Consider the following 14,244-nt stretch of genomic DNA (forward strand, 5'->3'; position numbering starts at 1 on the left):
CGTTGGTATTCAGTCATGCCGTTCTGATTACGTTCTGGTCCGCTGATGAGTCAACAAGACCCGGAAAGGTAAGACCGGGCGATCTGAATTGATAAATGAAATCAATGGGGCGGTGTTTGGTCCCACCTGAATTTAATGCTTTGATATTACTGCGTGATCGTAGAACTGCAGGGGTCGCCACCTTTCCAAACTTGGTCAGATAATCCGTTCACAGTTTGATCTGGTTTTCAGCCATCTAAAACGCTGTTGCCAATCCGATTGGCTGGTTTTTCACATCTGAAAATTACAGCTTAGTCGACTTGCCGCGCTGAAGGGCTGCCGATCAGCAGTGCCTCCGACAATTCGTCCAGAACATTGTGAACTTCCATGCTCCGATCGCAGAGCATGGAATTGCCGTTTCTATAGGCAATGCGATTCGCCATGGATTGAATAGCGCCCATGGCGATCACTGTTATTTTTTAGGAGGAGCCTGCTTTGCCGGGGCGGACGAGAACTTCAGGCTGCAGCCTTTTCTTCTGGAGGCATCTTCCACGGCCTGCATTTCGCCCTTTAATCTAGCGACTTCAGCGGCAGACGCTCCATCGCCGCTGTTGAAGAACAGGGCAGGCCAGAAGAGCACGATGCCGACAGTTGTCAGGGCAGCATCTTGCCCAGCCTTCTTGTTTTGCACACCAACTGCCATGGCGGCACGGCTGGATACCGCTTGAGCCTCATCAGCCAACTGAGCGCAAGACAGGTTGTTGTAAAGTGTCGGAGACACGTAGGACGCTGATATTGTTTCAGCCTTTGAAGCGCACGACGCTGCTGAGACGGCAATCAAGCCGACTGCTATTATATTTTTCATGAATACCCCCATTTAACGGGAGCTATCAATCAGAACTTCAATCATGAGTCGAGTCAACGCGCGACGATTGCACCAGAAAACGGCTGAGTTTTCAGGCAGGCTGAACGCGATGTTAATCCGCCGTAAGCGGGAAGTTTCCATCTGCGTCGTTCACATCGGTCGTCTGGCTTAGTTCACGTTCAGCACATGCGCGTGGCTGCTGGCAAGCATAAAGGATTCACGCGCTGTTTCGAGTTCTCCTTGGCCTGAGATGGCTGCCAGACATGTGCGCCGTGCCGCTTCATATTCCGGGCCATGATCGTCGGGCCACCGGTACATCAGCATATCAAGCGCGATGAGGGGGCTGTAGATTTCCAGTGCGACACAGCGGGGCAGGTGCACGTGAACGGGCGTTGCCCACTGCGCATGGTGGCAGGGTTCTGTTCGTTGGATGAGCATTGTGAAAGTCCTCTCTAATATACTCTCACGAACAGCGATTTCACATATTAGTTCCTGTTCACGAAAAAAGTGAACGCGACAGGGGTATCTTTTTTTCAAGATGAATGGAAAATGAATGAACTGAAGATGAACGAAATCACCACACGGGCGTTATAGACCATATGCCCACACGAAGGAGGCCCGATCATGTTCAACCTATCTGGAATGCAGGAAAGCTTTTTCGGCGAACGTATGGCCGGTGTCTGCCAGGCAATTACATCGGCACTGGCGTTTGAGTCCGGGCTGGAGAAATCCAATATCTCCGCTTCTGCCGATAATGATATGATTTATCTTGAAGGTACGGCTGACTCGGTGGAAGCAATCGATATTGCGATCAATCTCGCATCTTCGATTTCGAATTGCCGGATCCTGAGCCACATCGAGCCTTGCTACTAAGCTAAGCGGATGCGCCGGGCGGTTACGCCCGGCATCGCATGCATTTATCGCATGTTGCCAATCTGTTTGCTGCGAACAGTATCGCCGCGATCAATTCCGAGCTGTCTGGCGGTTCCGCCGTTCAGCTCCAGCACGAAGCGCACCGGGCCGCGTGAGCTGATGATATCCTCCGAATGAGGAACGGCGTTCGCGTGAACATGCGTGACCTTCCCATCCTTTGAGATGAACACCATGTCGAGTGGGATCAGCGTATTACGCATCCACATCGTCACTTCGCGATCAATCCCAAAATCGAACAGCATTCCATCTGCGGGCGCCATGCTCTTGCGGAACATGAGACCCTGCTGTCGTTGTCCGTCAGTGGTCGCCAGTTCAGCCGAAAATTCCAGCTTTTTTCCGCTCGATGTCTCGATCGTCAGAGGCTCTTTGGAGAAGCTCTCCTGAGCTTTCGATGAAGCGGTCATCAAAACGAAAAAAGTGAGTATCGCCACGATACCCACTTTGTATTTCGAAAAAGATAGTCTTGATATCAATGCGACATTCCCACAGGCGCCGGATTATCCGGGTGAATTTCTGCGGCCATCAGGCCCTTGTCTCCGTCACCGAAGCGTACGAGAACGACCTGGCCGGGCCGAAGTTCCGCAAGACCATAGCGGCGCAGCGTTTCCATGTGCACGAAAATGTCCTCAGTGCCTTCGCCGCGCGTCAGAAATCCGAAACCCTTGGTGCGGTTGAACCACTTGACGATGGCGCGTTCCAGCCCGCTTGAGGCTGTTACCTGCACATGAGTGCGAACTGGGGGAAGCTGTGAAGGGTGTACGGCTGTCGATTGATCCATCGAGAGAATGCGGAATGTCTGGTAGCCGCGGTCTCTGCGCTGAATGAGGGCAACAATGCGTGTTCCCTCGAGAATTGTCTGATATCCATCGCGTCTCAGGCAGGAAACGTGTAGAAGAACATCCTGCAAGCCGTTATCCGGCACGATGAAGCCGAACCCCTTGGCAACATCGAACCATTTGACAACGCCGGTGATCTCGACCAGGTCTACCGCCTCGCTCGAGAGGTCTTCGAAATCGATTACATTTTTCGTCGATATCCTGTCAGCCATTTCCACCCAGCCCCTCTACGCACTTACCACTACCGGTTACTGATTCCCTAAGGATAGATTAACATCTTGGTAACCGTGTCGCGCAAGCCCTAGTTTTTGATTTATCCACCTGCTTTTATGTCTCTGGGCTTGCTCAGGGCTGACTTACCTGCCGTTACGGCAAGTTTAAAATGTGAAGGAGAAGTACATGCGCTATCTGCACACAATGGTTCGGGTAAAAGACCTCGAAAAATCCCTTAATTTTTATGGTTCTGTCTTCGGTCTGGAAGAAGTCCGCCGAATCGAGAACGAGAAGGGGCGCTTTACACTCGTGTTTCTCGCCGCGCCTGAAGACGTTGCCGCCGCGCGGGATAATAAAGCTCCATGCCTGGAGCTGACTTACAACTGGGATGCTGAGGACTACACGGGCGGGCGCAATTTCGGCCATCTCGCCTATGAGGTGGATGATATCTATGAGACCTGTGCCAAGCTTCAGGCCAGTGGCGTTACGATAAACCGCCCGCCGCGCGATGGTCACATGGCGTTTGTGCGCTCGCCGGACGGTATCTCGATTGAAATATTGCAGAAAGGCGCAAGCCTTGCACCAGCAGAACCATGGATATCAATGGAGAATACCGGCGCCTGGTGATGTGATTCCTTTTTAAGGGCATCGCAAACATCACGCTTGCGTTTCCGGGGCAGGGCATGCTCGTCATCGTACGGCGTGCCCGCTCATCCCGGATGCGCTGCGACAGTGGGTCGGTCACGTTGAAACGCATCTGCGGAGGCTTTGCCTTGAAAATCATCAACCGCAAGCCGGTCTCTCTGGCTCAAAGCTGTCTTGCCGCCGTTTTTATTCTGGCGCTGTCTGGCTGTGTCTCTGCGGTTCCTGAACAGAAAGACGCGTCTGCGACGCCGACACCGGCGGCAAACTCGGCGCTGGTTGCCGGTCCGGCCAACGCGCAGGGAAATGTCGCGCAGCAAGGTGCTGTGGGCGGCTATGTTGACCCGGCGATGGTATCTGCGACATCGAGGTCCGCTTCCCCCGTCCAATCGAATCAGCCCGTCATGGCGCAGCAGGCGCAGGTCGCCGACCCTGTTTACGGACAGGCCCCGCAAATTTCGGGTCTTTCCACCCAGCCAACCGGCATTTCCGCCAGCTCTCTCAGCATCTATGCCAACTCGGCGCCGGGAATGGTGAACGCAGTCCCTGGCGCTTCGGCTTCGACAGCTCAGCCTGCCGCAGCGCCAACAAGCATTCCGGCCTATGCACCGCTGCCGAAGGTCTCACCGGCTTTGAACAGCGTTTACTCTGCGCCTGCGGCAGTGCAGCCCATGCCTGCCGCCCCCGCGCCATCTGGCCAGCAGCACTCGGCCACGACCGTACCAATGAACGCCGCCGAGACCACGCAGGCTCTCGCAGCACTTGGTGGGTCGCCGAAGGGAACTGTCCCGGGTGAACAGACGGGTGTCCCCGCCGCAGCTTTCTTGGCGGGTTTGCCCAAGAAGCGCGGTTCAGGTGCCGTAGGTGGTACTCAAGTCGCCGCTCTGCCGCTATCGGCGACGGCAAGGCAAGGCATGGTACTGCCCGGTCGCACGTCGATGACGGATGAGTTTGATGACACGCATACTGGTGACGATAACAAGCCAGCGGGCCTGATGAAGCTTGCTTCGCTGTCGGGCCTCAGCCGCGTTGCGCCAAACGGTTTGCTGCTGCAGACGCAGGACGTGAATGTCGGCTGTTTCAAGCCAGAAATGATCCGTAGAATCAAAGAGGTCGAAGCGCATTTCGGTCGGCCCGCCATGGTGACCTCAGGTTACAGGCCAGCCAAGTCAACGACGCAGGGCTCCAAGCATTATACATGTGATGCTGCCGATATTCAGGTGAACGGCGTTTCGAGATGGGAACTGGCCAATTATCTGCGCTCTATTCCAGATCGGGGAGGTGTGGGCACCTACTGCCACACCGAATCCGTTCACATGGATCTTGGAGAGCCACGTGACTGGAACTGGCGCTGCCGCCGCACGCAGAGCAGCCTGTAACTTGCCAGCGTCAGCAGCTACAAGCAGAGCCGAATTGATGATCTCTGCTGTGGTATTATTCAGAGCGGACGACCGGCTGAAGTCTTCTGTTAGCCTTTTTTGGGGGGGCCTATTCCGCTGAATCAAGCTGGCGAAGATATTCTTCACCGCTGATCGACGTCCATCCATCGCTTGGGAACCGCTGGCTTTCAACGTCTTCAAGCGAGAAGTAGGCTCCGAAGAAGTGACAATCTGGATCAAGCAGGGCAACTCTCCTTTTCAATTGAATGGCGCTATGGGAAAGTTGATCTTCAAGTGCACCCTCCCTTTTTGAACTCATCAGGAAAGGTATTCGTAAACATCCGATACAAATATCGAGAACCGGATAGTTTGGTTTAGCGCAGATCCCGACACTTACTTTTTCCAGATCCCATAGGCCACTGCGCAGGAAGCCAGAGACCCGAGTCTCGATCATTGGAAAGTCGTTGCGCATCCGAACCTTATAACTGAAGGTGGTCATCCTGCCTTTATGTCTGCCGACAGGCGAAAGTTTGAATGCGCCCAATCGGTAAGGCGGGTCTGGCTCGAAAGATAATTCCAGACCGCCTGGATAGAGCCAATACAACGGTACAGGCTCGGCATGTACGTTTGTCATCCATCCTTTTGGCGGCCCCAGCGTTGCTGCTATTTTCAGGAGCGGCGTGCCAAAATTAAGGAAATCGATTTCCGATGAACCCAAACTCTCTTTCAGGGAGATCGTTATCAATTCTTTAGGCATCTGATTTTCCGATCATTGGCATTGGAGTAACCTGACGGATCCAATGGACGAATTTTTGCCATTTATTTCATAGCGTCAAGTTTCAGGTTAGCCGATGGCGGGTGGTCAGTAGGGATGAAATCACCGCTTCATATAATTTCACATGTTTATCGAAATACCCCTTTAAACGCTCAACGCCCCGGCACTGTGTGACGGGGCGTTGAGTTTTAACGCTATGTTGCCGGGTAGCTTCTGCTAAGCCCGGGCATCAAGCAGCATTATGGTGCGGTTGGAGTTGCTGGAGCCGGTGTTGCAGGTGCTGGTGCCGGTGTGGATGGCGCTGTATCCGGTGTCGCTGGGGCAGGGGTTGCCGGTGCAGGCGCCGGGGTACTTGGCTGCGATGTTGTCGCTGCTGGCGGCGTTGCGGGTGCGGTGGCCGGTGTGTTTGATCCCATCATAAAGAAAGCGAGCGCCAGAACGACGACGATACCTGCGATGACAATTGTCAAAGTACGATTGTTCATGAATTTTTCCTCCAAATCACCAATGTGCCGCTAATCGGCATGCCGGATGACCACATAACAATGTGGTATCAGCGTGATTGGTTGCAATTGGAGGGTATATTCGCCAACAAAACTGTCGCCCGCCGAATCAACATAGGCCAGCAACCGAAGCTTTGATTTCTATTTCGGAGAAAACTGGGGTTTCGGAAAAGTGGTGAGAGGCGTGGGACTCGAACCCACGACCCGCGCATTAAAAGTGCGCTGCTCTACCAGCTGAGCTAGCCTCTCTCACCATTTGGTCTTACGCATTTCAATGACATATCAACACGAACAATGTGTTAAAGTTCAATCGCTTCGAAAGCGGAATTGCGCTTCCCCGGTGGCGGCGAAGCGCCCCTCGGAAGTGGGCGGAACATAGGTAGAGGCGGGTCTGTGGTCAACCCATAAAAACACAAATCATTCGCCTTCCCGCGTTTTTTTGTCACGGGCGCAAAAAGGTGATTGGTCGTAAGGGGTTGGCGGCGTTACAAGCAGCTCCAGATCTGTTGGAGTTCTTCCTTGTTCATTGCCGATATCTCCCTTTTGACAGCACTTCTTGCCGGTGCTCTCTCATTTTTATCACCCTGTGTGCTACCATTGGTGCCGCCCTATCTTTGCTATATGGCTGGCATTTCGGTCGAGCAATTCCGCGATGAGCGTTATGAGGCCAAGCCGCAGGTACGCAAAGCCGTACTTTTCGCGGCCCTGTTCTTCACGCTAGGGTTCGCCACCGTCTTCGTCGCATTGGGTGCGGGGGCGTCGAGCATCGGCATGGTGTTGAGGCAGAACCTGGATATTCTCGCCAAGATCGGCGGTTTCATTATCATTCTCATGGGGCTTAACTTCCTTGGAGTGTTCCGAATCGGTGTCTTCTCCCGTGAAGCGCGGTTCCAGAGCGGCGGCAAACCCGCGACGCTCTCCGGTGCCTACATTATGGGGCTTGCCTTTGCTTTCGGCTGGACCCCCTGCATCGGCCCGGTGCTGGGCGCGATCCTCGGTGTGGCCGCTTCGCGGGAAACGGTGGGTGAGGGCGCGATGCTGCTTGCCGTCTATTCCGCTGGTCTTGCCACTCCTTTCTGGATTGCCGCAGCCTTTTCAGGCACCTTCATGCGCTTTCTGGCCCGCTTCCGCCGTCACCTCGGCATCGTTGAAAAGGCCATGGGGGTGCTTCTCGTCCTCACGGGCATCGCCTTCATGTCGGGCTTCATCACCGATGTGGCGATCTGGTTTCAGGAGAGCTTTCCAATCCTGATGCAAATCGGCTAGACCCTTGCGGGCATCATAGACGGCGAGGGGTTGCCATGGCTGATATCGCCGGATTGCTGTTTCCGTTTTTCGGGCTGATCTTCATTGGTTATCTGGCCGGACGGATAACGAAACAGCCAGCGGAGGCGCTGGGCTGGCTCAACACCTTCATTATTTACGCGGCCCTGCCTGCGCTGTTTTTCAAGCTTGTTGCCAGGACGCCTATCGATCAACTGGCGCGCATGGACTTCGTCGGTTTAAGCCTTCTGGCGACCTACAGCGTGTTCGCGCTGCTGTTCGTCATCGGCTACGTTATCAGGCGCAACAGCCTGTCTGATTCCACCATTCAGAGCTTTGCGGGCAGCTATGGCAATATCGGCTATATGGGGCCAGGGCTGGCGTTGTTGGCCTTTGGAGACCGGGCGGCGGTGCCTGTGGCGCTGATTGTGTGTCTGGAAAATGCCATGCACTTCATCACGGCACCCGCGCTCATGGCGGTTGCGGGTGGAGACAAGCGCTCACCCTTGAAGCTTGCCGCAGACGTGGCAAAAAAGGTGCTGACGCATCCCTTCATCCTCTCCGTCATCGCAGGCTTTATTGCCGCCTTCATCGGCTGGCATCCGCCGGAGCCTGTGCAGCAACTGGTGGATTATCTCGCGCAATCGGCGGCACCCTGCGCGCTGTTTGCCATGGGCGTCACGCTTGCGCTCCGTCCGTTGAAGCGGGTTCCCGTGGAAATCAGCTATATCGTGCCAGCCAAACTTTTGCTGCACCCGTTGCTGGCTTACGTCATACTCTCATCATTCGGGTCATTCGATCCGGTGTGGGTATCGACTGCCGTGCTGTTGGCGGCGCTGCCGACGGCAACCAATGTCTTTGTCATCGGCCAGCAATATCAGGTCTGGCAGGAGCGGGCTTCCGCCACGATCCTGATTTCAACCGTACTGTCCGTTTTCACCGTAACGCTGGTGCTCTATTTCATCCGTTCCGTGAGCGTTTGAAGCTGCTGGCCAGAAGCGACGGCAGGGCCTTCAGTCCACGTCCGGGTTCAATGCCTTCCCGCATGACAAGGCCGCGCAATGGGCCGACATTGGACAGAATGTGAAGACCTGCGGCGCGCGCCACCTGCATGGGCAGGAAGCTTGATAGCAGCGAGCGGTTGAGCAGATCGACGCTCAAGGTGCGGCTGACGACATCGCCGCGGCGGCGACGGTCGAAGGTTGAACCGGCATCGGCAGGAATTGGCCCGCCGGTCAGAGTGCCCAAAAGGTCTGTCAGCACGATAATATCCCGGAGACTGAGGTTCAGGCCTTGCGCGCCAATGGGCGGAAAGCCGTGGCCAGCCTCGCCAACGAGAGCCACGCGGCCTTTGCCAAAGCGGCTGGCGGTCATGCTGGATAGCGGCCATGTCTGGACATTGTCTTCCACCGTAACCGTGCCGAGCATGGAGTGCATGCGCTCTTCAACGCAGCGGCTGATATCCTCCAATGAAAGCGCTGAGAGCTCCCGCGCCTGTTCCGGCGTGACGACCCAGACGAGGCTAGAGCGATTGCCCATCAGCGGGACCTGCGTGAATGGCCCGGTCGGCGTGTGAAATTCGGTTGAGACATTGCCGTGGGGGCGCGTGTGCGAAAAGTTCAGAACCACGGCTGTCTGCGGATACGTCCATGAGCGCACACGAATGCCTGCACTTTCGCGCACCTTCGATTGCCGTCCGTCCGCGCCGATCAGGAAGCTGGCCGCGATCTGCTCGCCATCCTGAAGCGTGATCCTAGCTTCTGTTTCGTCAATCTCGATGTCTTGCGCAGACGCGTCGATAAGCTCGATGTTGCTCTCTTTGGAAATCGCCTCACCGAGCGCGTGATTGAGCGTCTCGTTGGACATATTCCACCCAAAGGCGGAAAGGCCGATTTCGGACGAGCGAAAGGCAACGGTCGGCGCGCGCAAAAGCCGGTCCGTGCCATCGATGATCTGCATGGTGGATAATTTGGCGGCTGACGGCTCTATCTGTGACCAGAGGCCAAGACGGCTCAGGAAGCGGATGGATTGATCCATCAACGCTGTGGTGCGCTTGTCCACCCTGTCGGTTTTCGGCGCAGTCAAAGCTACGCTGCGGCCTGCGCGCGCAAGCGCAAGCGCGGTGATCTGTCCTGCAAGGCCTGCCCCAACAACGGCGATCTCAACGTTCTTCATTTTTCCGCTCCAGTTCAGCGCGCGCAACGAAACGCAACATAGTGAGTTTACGTGGCCAAATCCAGAAGACTGACGTGGCATCGACGTCATGCTACCCATGGAAAAAGAACTTTAGTCCCCGGATAAGACTTGGGGAATGGTTGCAAACAGCGATGAATGGTCGCATACCGGACTTGACAAAGCGAACGGAAACGAGGCCACTGCGCTGATATGAAGATATTCAAATATAAGCGCGTCCCCTATGCAGAGATGCGGGCGTTTTCGGTCCACATTCTCACCGCATCCGGTTCATTCCTCGCATTTCTGGGCGTTGTCGCCGCAGCAGAGCATCGGTTTGTCGATATGTTCTGGTGGCTGGGCCTGGCTCTTGCCGTTGATGGTATCGATGGTCCCATTGCCCGCAAGGTTCGGGTCAAGGAAGTGCTGCCCAACTGGTCTGGCGATACGCTTGATAACATCATCGACTACGTGACCTACGTGCTGTTACCAGCCTTTGCTCTTTATCAGAGCGGGATGATCGGTGAACCATGGTCTTTCGTGGCCGCAGGCATGATCGTGGTTTCCAGCGCGATCTATTACGCCGATATGGGCATGAAGACCGACGAATACTTCTTCTCGGGCTTTCCCGTGGTGTGGAACATGGTGGTCTTCACCCTGTTCGTCATCGACGCCAGCGCGACAACGGCCATGATTGTCGTGACCATCTCGGTCATTCTCACATTCCTCAACATCAACTTTCTGCACCCGGTGCGGGTCAAGCGTCTGCGCCCGTTGAATCTGGCTGTGTTTTTCGTCTGGTGCGCGCTGGGCGGCTACTCTCTTCTGTCGCATTTCTCGTCGCCAGACTGGGTGGTGGCGGGCGTGGTGATCACCGGCCTCTACCTCTATTGCATCGGCGCGGTCATGCAACTTTTCCCGTCTCTCGGTGCGCGGTAAATTCAGTCGTTCAAAACCTTGGCCTCTTCGTCATTTTGAGTTGTGCACGGCAATAAAACCGGTATTTAGTATCGATAACGGGCAGTGCCCAATTTTCGTGCATGATGATCGATCCGCTCGTTCAACACTTCGGAGAAAGTGCGGCGGCGGATTGGAAAAGGGGAACAGGTGACGGGATCGGTGACGTCTGAGGCTCTGCTTCTATCCGTTCGCCAGCTGACCAAGCTGTTTGGAACATTCGGCGCTTGCAATGCGATCGATCTGGATATTGCACCCGGTGAAATTCACGCGCTTCTGGGTGAGAACGGCGCTGGCAAATCCACGCTGGTCAAAATGCTGTTCGGCGTTCTGGCGCCATCGGCGGGCGAGATTATCTGGAACGGTGAGGCGGTTCGCATTGGCTCGCCCAGCGAAGCCCGCAAGCTTGGCATCGGCATGGTCTTCCAGCACTTTTCGCTGTTTGAGGCCCTGACCGTTGCCGAGAATATCGCTCTTTCTCTGGACCCCAAGATTTCCCTCAAGGAAATCGCACGCGAAGCCGAGGCGCTGTCCAAGGCCTACGGCTTGCCGCTCGATCCCTATGCGCATGTGGCCGATCTTTCGGTGGGCGAGCGCCAGCGCATCGAGATTGTGCGGGCTCTGTTGCAGAACCCCAAACTCATTATTCTTGACGAGCCGACCTCGGTACTGACGCCGCAGGAAGCGGACCGGCTGTTTGAAACGCTGGCGAAACTCAAGGCCGAGGGTCGATCCGTTCTTTATATCAGCCACAGGCTGGAAGAGGTTCAGCGCATCTGCGACCGCGCGACCGTTCTGCGCCATGGCGCTGTCACAGGGTCATGTGACCCGCGGGCGGAAACCACAGCATCGCTGGCGCGCATGATGGTGGGTTCGGATGTTGCCGGTATTCAGCGCGATGATGAATGCACCATGGGTGATATGAGCGTTGAAATCCGCGCGCTCTCGGTTCCGGCGCGCACGCCCTTCGCCGTGTCTCTCAAGAACATTTCCATGCAGGTTCGTTCCGGCGAGGTTCTGGCCATTGCCGGTGTTGCGGGCAACGGGCAGGGGGAACTGTTTGACGCACTTTCCGGCGAATATCCTGTCGCGCAGGACGAAACGATCATTTTGCGCGGCAAGCCTGTCGGGCGTCTGGGCATCAATGGCCGCCGCCTGCTGGGTGCCGGTTTTGTGCCGGAAGAGCGCCATGGCCATGCCGCTGTGCCTGCGATGAGGCTGTCTGAAAATCTCCTCCTTGCCCGCTATCGCTCCGACGCCAAGGCTTTCCTCGCCGGTGGCTTCCTCAATGTCATCCGCAACGCGACCGTGAAGAACGCCGCCAGGCGAATTTCAGATGCCATGGATGTGCGCAAGAGTGGTGAAGATCCGCAGGCGGGATCGCTTTCCGGCGGTAATCTGCAGAAATTCATCGTCGGTCGGGAGCTTGACCGTCAGCCCTCCATTCTCGTCGTCAACCAGCCAACATGGGGTGTGGATGCCGGTGCCGCCCGTAGAATCCGTCAGGCGCTGGTCGATCTGGCCAAGGCTGGCGGCGCAGTCATCGTCATCAGTCAGGATCTGGATGAGATATTTGAAGTTGCCTCCAGCATCGCGGTCATTTCCGATGGTCGCCTGTCGCAAGCCTATCCGGCCAACAGCATGACACGAGAGAAAATCGGCCTGTTGATGGGCGGCATCCATGGCGAACCCACGGAGGCCTCTGCCCATGCGCATTGAGCTTGAAAAACGCACCGGCGTCTCGAATATCTTTGCTGTTCTTTCCCCCTTGCTGGCGCTTGTGCTGACGTTGATGTCAGGCGCGATCATGTTTGCGCTGCTGGGCAAAAATCCCGTCGATGCACTCTACAGCTTCTTCATCGATCCACTGCTGGAAGTCTGGTCGTTGCATGAGCTGGCGATCAAGGCCGCACCCCTCATTCTCATCGCGGTGGGCCTGTCGGTCTGTTACCGCTCCAACACATGGAATATCGGGGCGGAGGGGCAGTTCACCATCGGCGCGATTACTGGCTCCATCCTGCCGGTGCTTTACCCGCAATGGCAGTCGCCGATGATCCTGCCGCTGATGCTGGTCATGGGTGCCGTGGGCGGTGCGCTTTATGCCGGTATTCCCGCATTGCTGAAAACACGTTTCAACACCAACGAAATCCTGACCAGCCTCATGCTGGTCTATGTGGCGCAACTGTTTCTAGACTGGCTGGTGCGCGGCATGTGGCGCGACCCTGCGGGTTATAATTTTCCGCAGAGCACGCCTTTCAATGAAAGTGCCGTGCTGCCGGAAATTCTGGAATCGGGCCGTGCGCATTGGGGCATCGTCTTTGCCATCATCGCCGCCGTCGCGCTGTGGTTCATGATGCGCTTCATGCTCAAGGGATTTCAGGTCACGGTGCTGGGCCAATCACCAAGGGCCGGGCGCTTTGCCGGGTTTTCCTCACGCGGCATGGTTTGGTTCTCGCTGCTGGTATCCGGTGGATTGGCGGGGTTGGCGGGAATTTCGGAAGTCTCCGGCTCCATCGGCCATTTGCAGCCGTCCATTTCTCCCGGTTACGGTTTCACGGCCATCATCGTTGCATTTCTGGGGCGGCTCAATCCGCTCGGCATCATCGCCTCCGGTTTCGTGCTGGCGCTCACCTATCTCGGTGGCGAAGCCGCGCAGCTTTCCATCGGTATTTCCGATAAGGTCACCCGCGTGTTCCAGGGGCTGATGCTGTTCTTCGTGCTGTCATGCGACACACTCATCATCTACAAAATCCGCGTCAGCTTCGGTCGCGGCACCGGCGCTGAAGGAGCTGCATGATGGATATGTTTCAGGCCATCCTCCTGACGGTCATCACGGCTGCCACCCCTCTGGTGATTGCAGCGCTTGGCGAGTTGGTGACCGAGCGCGCTGGCGTGCTGAACCTCGGTGTCGAGGGTATGATGATCATCGGCGCGGTCTGCGCCTTCGCCGTGGCGCATATCAGCGGCAATCCCTATCTCGGCATCGTCGCTGGCATCGTGTCCGGTGCTGCCTTCTCCTTGCTGTTTGGTTTTCTCACACTCACGCTTGTCACGAACCAGGTCGCAACGGGCCTTGCCTTGACGATCCTGGGGCTTGGCGTGTCCGGCATGCTGGGAGAAAGCTTCGTCGGCCTTCCCGGCGTGAAGCTGCCGCAGATCGTCTTTCCGGTTCTCTCAGATATTCCGGTGGTTGGACCGGCGCTGTTCCGGCAGGATCTGATTTTCTACATGTCGATTGCGCTTGTTGTCGGTATCGGCTGGTTTTTGTTCAAAAGCCGCACGGGTCTGAAGCTGCGCGCCATTGGCGATAATCATGGCTCGGCCCATGCGCTGGGCATCAACGTCATCCGTACGCGCTATCTGGCCGTCATGTTCGGCGGCGCGTGTGCTGGCCTTGCTGGCGCACAATTGTCTCTGGTCTACACGCCGCAATGGGTGGAAAACATGTCTGCCGGGCGCGGCTGGATTGCGCTGGCGCTGGTGGTGTTTGCATCATGGCGGCCGTTGCGGGTGCTGGCGGGCGGTTACCTGTTCGGCGCTGTCACCATCGGCCAGTTGCACGCGCAGGCTTTCGGCATCGGGGTGCCATCCCAGCTTCTTTCGGCAATGCCTTATATTGCGACGATTGTGGTCCTCATCATCATCTCCCATAATCGCCGCACAACGCTCATCAACACGCCGGCTTCGCTGGGCAAATCCTTCGTGCCGGATCGATAACACCACCACC

Annotated in this window: 16 protein-coding genes and 1 tRNA gene; 9 read left to right on the forward strand and 8 right to left on the reverse strand. The window is 56.3% G+C overall.

Features of this window, described 5'->3' with window-relative positions:
• Window positions 1-451: 451 nt before the first annotated feature.
• A complete protein-coding gene (locus tag RQI55_RS03400; RefSeq protein WP_311272162.1) occupies window positions 452-844 on the reverse strand; it encodes a hypothetical protein in 393 nt (130 codons plus the stop codon).
• A 168-nt stretch (window positions 845-1,012) separates the two neighbouring features.
• Entirely contained in the window at window positions 1,013-1,282 is a 270-nt protein-coding gene (locus tag RQI55_RS03405) for a DUF982 domain-containing protein (RefSeq protein WP_243255696.1), read from the reverse strand.
• 186 nt (window positions 1,283-1,468) lie between these two features.
• Here RQI55_RS03405 and RQI55_RS03410 point away from each other — a divergent pair, with 186 nt between their 5' ends.
• Window positions 1,469-1,717 (forward strand): BON domain-containing protein, encoded by a 249-nt coding sequence (locus RQI55_RS03410; RefSeq protein WP_042619021.1) that lies wholly within the window; start codon window positions 1,469-1,471, stop codon window positions 1,715-1,717.
• 44 nt (window positions 1,718-1,761) lie between these two features.
• Here RQI55_RS03410 and RQI55_RS03415 read toward each other — a convergent pair whose 3' ends face one another.
• Window positions 1,762-2,181 carry a DUF192 domain-containing protein gene (locus RQI55_RS03415; protein ID WP_243256945.1) on the reverse strand — a complete coding sequence of 140 codons (420 nt, stop codon included), beginning with the start codon at window positions 2,179-2,181 and terminating at the stop codon, window positions 1,762-1,764.
• A gap of 65 nt (window positions 2,182-2,246) precedes the next feature.
• Window positions 2,247-2,825 (reverse strand): cold-shock protein, encoded by a 579-nt coding sequence (locus tag RQI55_RS03420; RefSeq protein ID WP_243255698.1) that lies wholly within the window; start codon window positions 2,823-2,825, stop codon window positions 2,247-2,249.
• A gap of 187 nt (window positions 2,826-3,012) precedes the next feature.
• On the opposite strand from RQI55_RS03420, the gene gloA reads away from it, so the two are divergent.
• Together gloA and RQI55_RS03430 are read left to right on the forward strand one after the other, a co-directional pair.
• Entirely contained in the window at window positions 3,013-3,453 is a 441-nt protein-coding gene (gloA, locus tag RQI55_RS03425) for a lactoylglutathione lyase (protein ID WP_042619023.1), read from the forward strand.
• 56 nt (window positions 3,454-3,509) lie between these two features.
• The gene (locus tag RQI55_RS03430; RefSeq protein WP_243255702.1) at window positions 3,510-4,847 is read left to right on the forward strand and encodes a D-Ala-D-Ala carboxypeptidase family metallohydrolase; all 1,338 of its coding nucleotides are present in this window, start codon (window positions 3,510-3,512) and stop codon (window positions 4,845-4,847) included.
• A gap of 109 nt (window positions 4,848-4,956) precedes the next feature.
• Here the strand turns inward: RQI55_RS03430 and RQI55_RS03435 are convergent, their stop codons facing one another.
• The 3 genes from RQI55_RS03435 to RQI55_RS03445 all read right to left on the reverse strand — a co-directional run bounded on the left by RQI55_RS03435 (window position 4,957) and on the right by RQI55_RS03445 (window position 6,374).
• Window positions 4,957-5,604: a hypothetical protein gene (locus RQI55_RS03435; RefSeq protein ID WP_311272161.1), complete on the reverse strand. Its 648-nt coding sequence runs from the start codon at window positions 5,602-5,604 to the stop codon at window positions 4,957-4,959.
• 257 nt (window positions 5,605-5,861) lie between these two features.
• Complete coding sequence (locus RQI55_RS03440) at window positions 5,862-6,107, reverse strand: hypothetical protein (RefSeq protein ID WP_082249940.1); 246 nt, start codon at window positions 6,105-6,107, stop codon at window positions 5,862-5,864.
• Window positions 6,108-6,298: 191 nt separating this feature from the next.
• Window positions 6,299-6,374: transfer RNA gene (locus RQI55_RS03445), tRNA-Lys, on the reverse strand.
• A 270-nt stretch (window positions 6,375-6,644) separates the two neighbouring features.
• Here RQI55_RS03445 and RQI55_RS03450 point away from each other — a divergent pair.
• Entirely contained in the window at window positions 6,645-7,391 is a 747-nt protein-coding gene (locus tag RQI55_RS03450; RefSeq protein WP_311272160.1) for a cytochrome c biogenesis CcdA family protein, read from the forward strand.
• Between the two features lie 35 nt (window positions 7,392-7,426).
• Window positions 7,427-8,371, forward strand: a complete 945-nt coding sequence (locus tag RQI55_RS03455) for an AEC family transporter (RefSeq protein WP_243255706.1) — start codon at window positions 7,427-7,429, stop codon at window positions 8,369-8,371.
• On the opposite strand, the gene RQI55_RS03460 is transcribed toward RQI55_RS03455, so the two are convergent.
• A complete protein-coding gene (locus RQI55_RS03460; RefSeq protein WP_243255707.1) occupies window positions 8,349-9,563 on the reverse strand; it encodes a UbiH/UbiF family hydroxylase in 1,215 nt (404 codons plus the stop codon). The genes RQI55_RS03455 and RQI55_RS03460 overlap by 23 nt on opposite strands.
• 210 nt (window positions 9,564-9,773) lie before the next feature.
• On the opposite strand from RQI55_RS03460, the gene pcsA reads away from it, so the two are divergent.
• From pcsA to RQI55_RS03480, 4 genes are all read left to right on the forward strand, one after another.
• Window positions 9,774-10,499: a phosphatidylcholine synthase gene (gene pcsA / locus RQI55_RS03465; protein ID WP_243255708.1), complete on the forward strand. Its 726-nt coding sequence runs from the start codon at window positions 9,774-9,776 to the stop codon at window positions 10,497-10,499.
• Window positions 10,500-10,679: 180 nt separating this feature from the next.
• A complete protein-coding gene (locus tag RQI55_RS03470) occupies window positions 10,680-12,236 on the forward strand; it encodes an ABC transporter ATP-binding protein (RefSeq protein ID WP_243255709.1) in 1,557 nt (518 codons plus the stop codon).
• Complete coding sequence (locus RQI55_RS03475) at window positions 12,226-13,314, forward strand: ABC transporter permease (protein WP_243255711.1); 1,089 nt, start codon at window positions 12,226-12,228, stop codon at window positions 13,312-13,314. The genes RQI55_RS03470 and RQI55_RS03475 overlap by 11 nt, the downstream gene beginning before the upstream one ends.
• Entirely contained in the window at window positions 13,314-14,234 is a 921-nt protein-coding gene (locus RQI55_RS03480) for an ABC transporter permease (protein WP_243255712.1), read from the forward strand. The genes RQI55_RS03475 and RQI55_RS03480 overlap by 1 nt, the downstream gene beginning before the upstream one ends.
• The last annotated feature ends 10 nt before the right edge of the window (window positions 14,235-14,244 follow it).

This window comes from Rhizobium sp. WCS2018Hpa-16 (assembly GCF_031843705.1).
GTDB classification, from domain to species: domain Bacteria; phylum Pseudomonadota; class Alphaproteobacteria; order Rhizobiales; family Rhizobiaceae; genus Agrobacterium; species Agrobacterium tumefaciens_C.

Excerpts from the sequence above, each read along its gene's own strand:
- RQI55_RS03420 (WP_243255698.1), bottom strand. The coding sequence starts at position 2,825 with ATGGCTGACAGGATATCGACGAAAAATGTAATCGATTTCGAAGACCTC.
- RQI55_RS03455 (WP_243255706.1), top strand. The coding sequence starts at position 7,427 with ATGGCTGATATCGCCGGATTGCTGTTTCCGTTTTTCGGGCTGATCTTC.
- gloA (WP_042619023.1), top strand. The coding sequence starts at position 3,013 with ATGCGCTATCTGCACACAATGGTTCGGGTAAAAGACCTCGAAAAATCC.
- RQI55_RS03405 (WP_243255696.1), bottom strand. The coding sequence starts at position 1,282 with ATGCTCATCCAACGAACAGAACCCTGCCACCATGCGCAGTGGGCAACG.
- RQI55_RS03410 (WP_042619021.1), top strand. The coding sequence starts at position 1,469 with ATGTTCAACCTATCTGGAATGCAGGAAAGCTTTTTCGGCGAACGTATG.
- RQI55_RS03480 (WP_243255712.1), top strand. The coding sequence starts at position 13,314 with ATGGATATGTTTCAGGCCATCCTCCTGACGGTCATCACGGCTGCCACC.
- RQI55_RS03460 (WP_243255707.1), bottom strand. The coding sequence starts at position 9,563 with ATGAAGAACGTTGAGATCGCCGTTGTTGGGGCAGGCCTTGCAGGACAG.
- RQI55_RS03440 (WP_082249940.1), bottom strand. The coding sequence starts at position 6,107 with ATGAACAATCGTACTTTGACAATTGTCATCGCAGGTATCGTCGTCGTT.
- RQI55_RS03475 (WP_243255711.1), top strand. The coding sequence starts at position 12,226 with ATGCGCATTGAGCTTGAAAAACGCACCGGCGTCTCGAATATCTTTGCT.
- RQI55_RS03415 (WP_243256945.1), bottom strand. The coding sequence starts at position 2,181 with ATGACCGCTTCATCGAAAGCTCAGGAGAGCTTCTCCAAAGAGCCTCTG.
- RQI55_RS03435 (WP_311272161.1), bottom strand. The coding sequence starts at position 5,604 with ATGCCTAAAGAATTGATAACGATCTCCCTGAAAGAGAGTTTGGGTTCA.
- RQI55_RS03430 (WP_243255702.1), top strand. The coding sequence starts at position 3,510 with ATGCTCGTCATCGTACGGCGTGCCCGCTCATCCCGGATGCGCTGCGAC.
- RQI55_RS03400 (WP_311272162.1), bottom strand. The coding sequence starts at position 844 with ATGAAAAATATAATAGCAGTCGGCTTGATTGCCGTCTCAGCAGCGTCG.
- pcsA (WP_243255708.1), top strand. The coding sequence starts at position 9,774 with ATGAAGATATTCAAATATAAGCGCGTCCCCTATGCAGAGATGCGGGCG.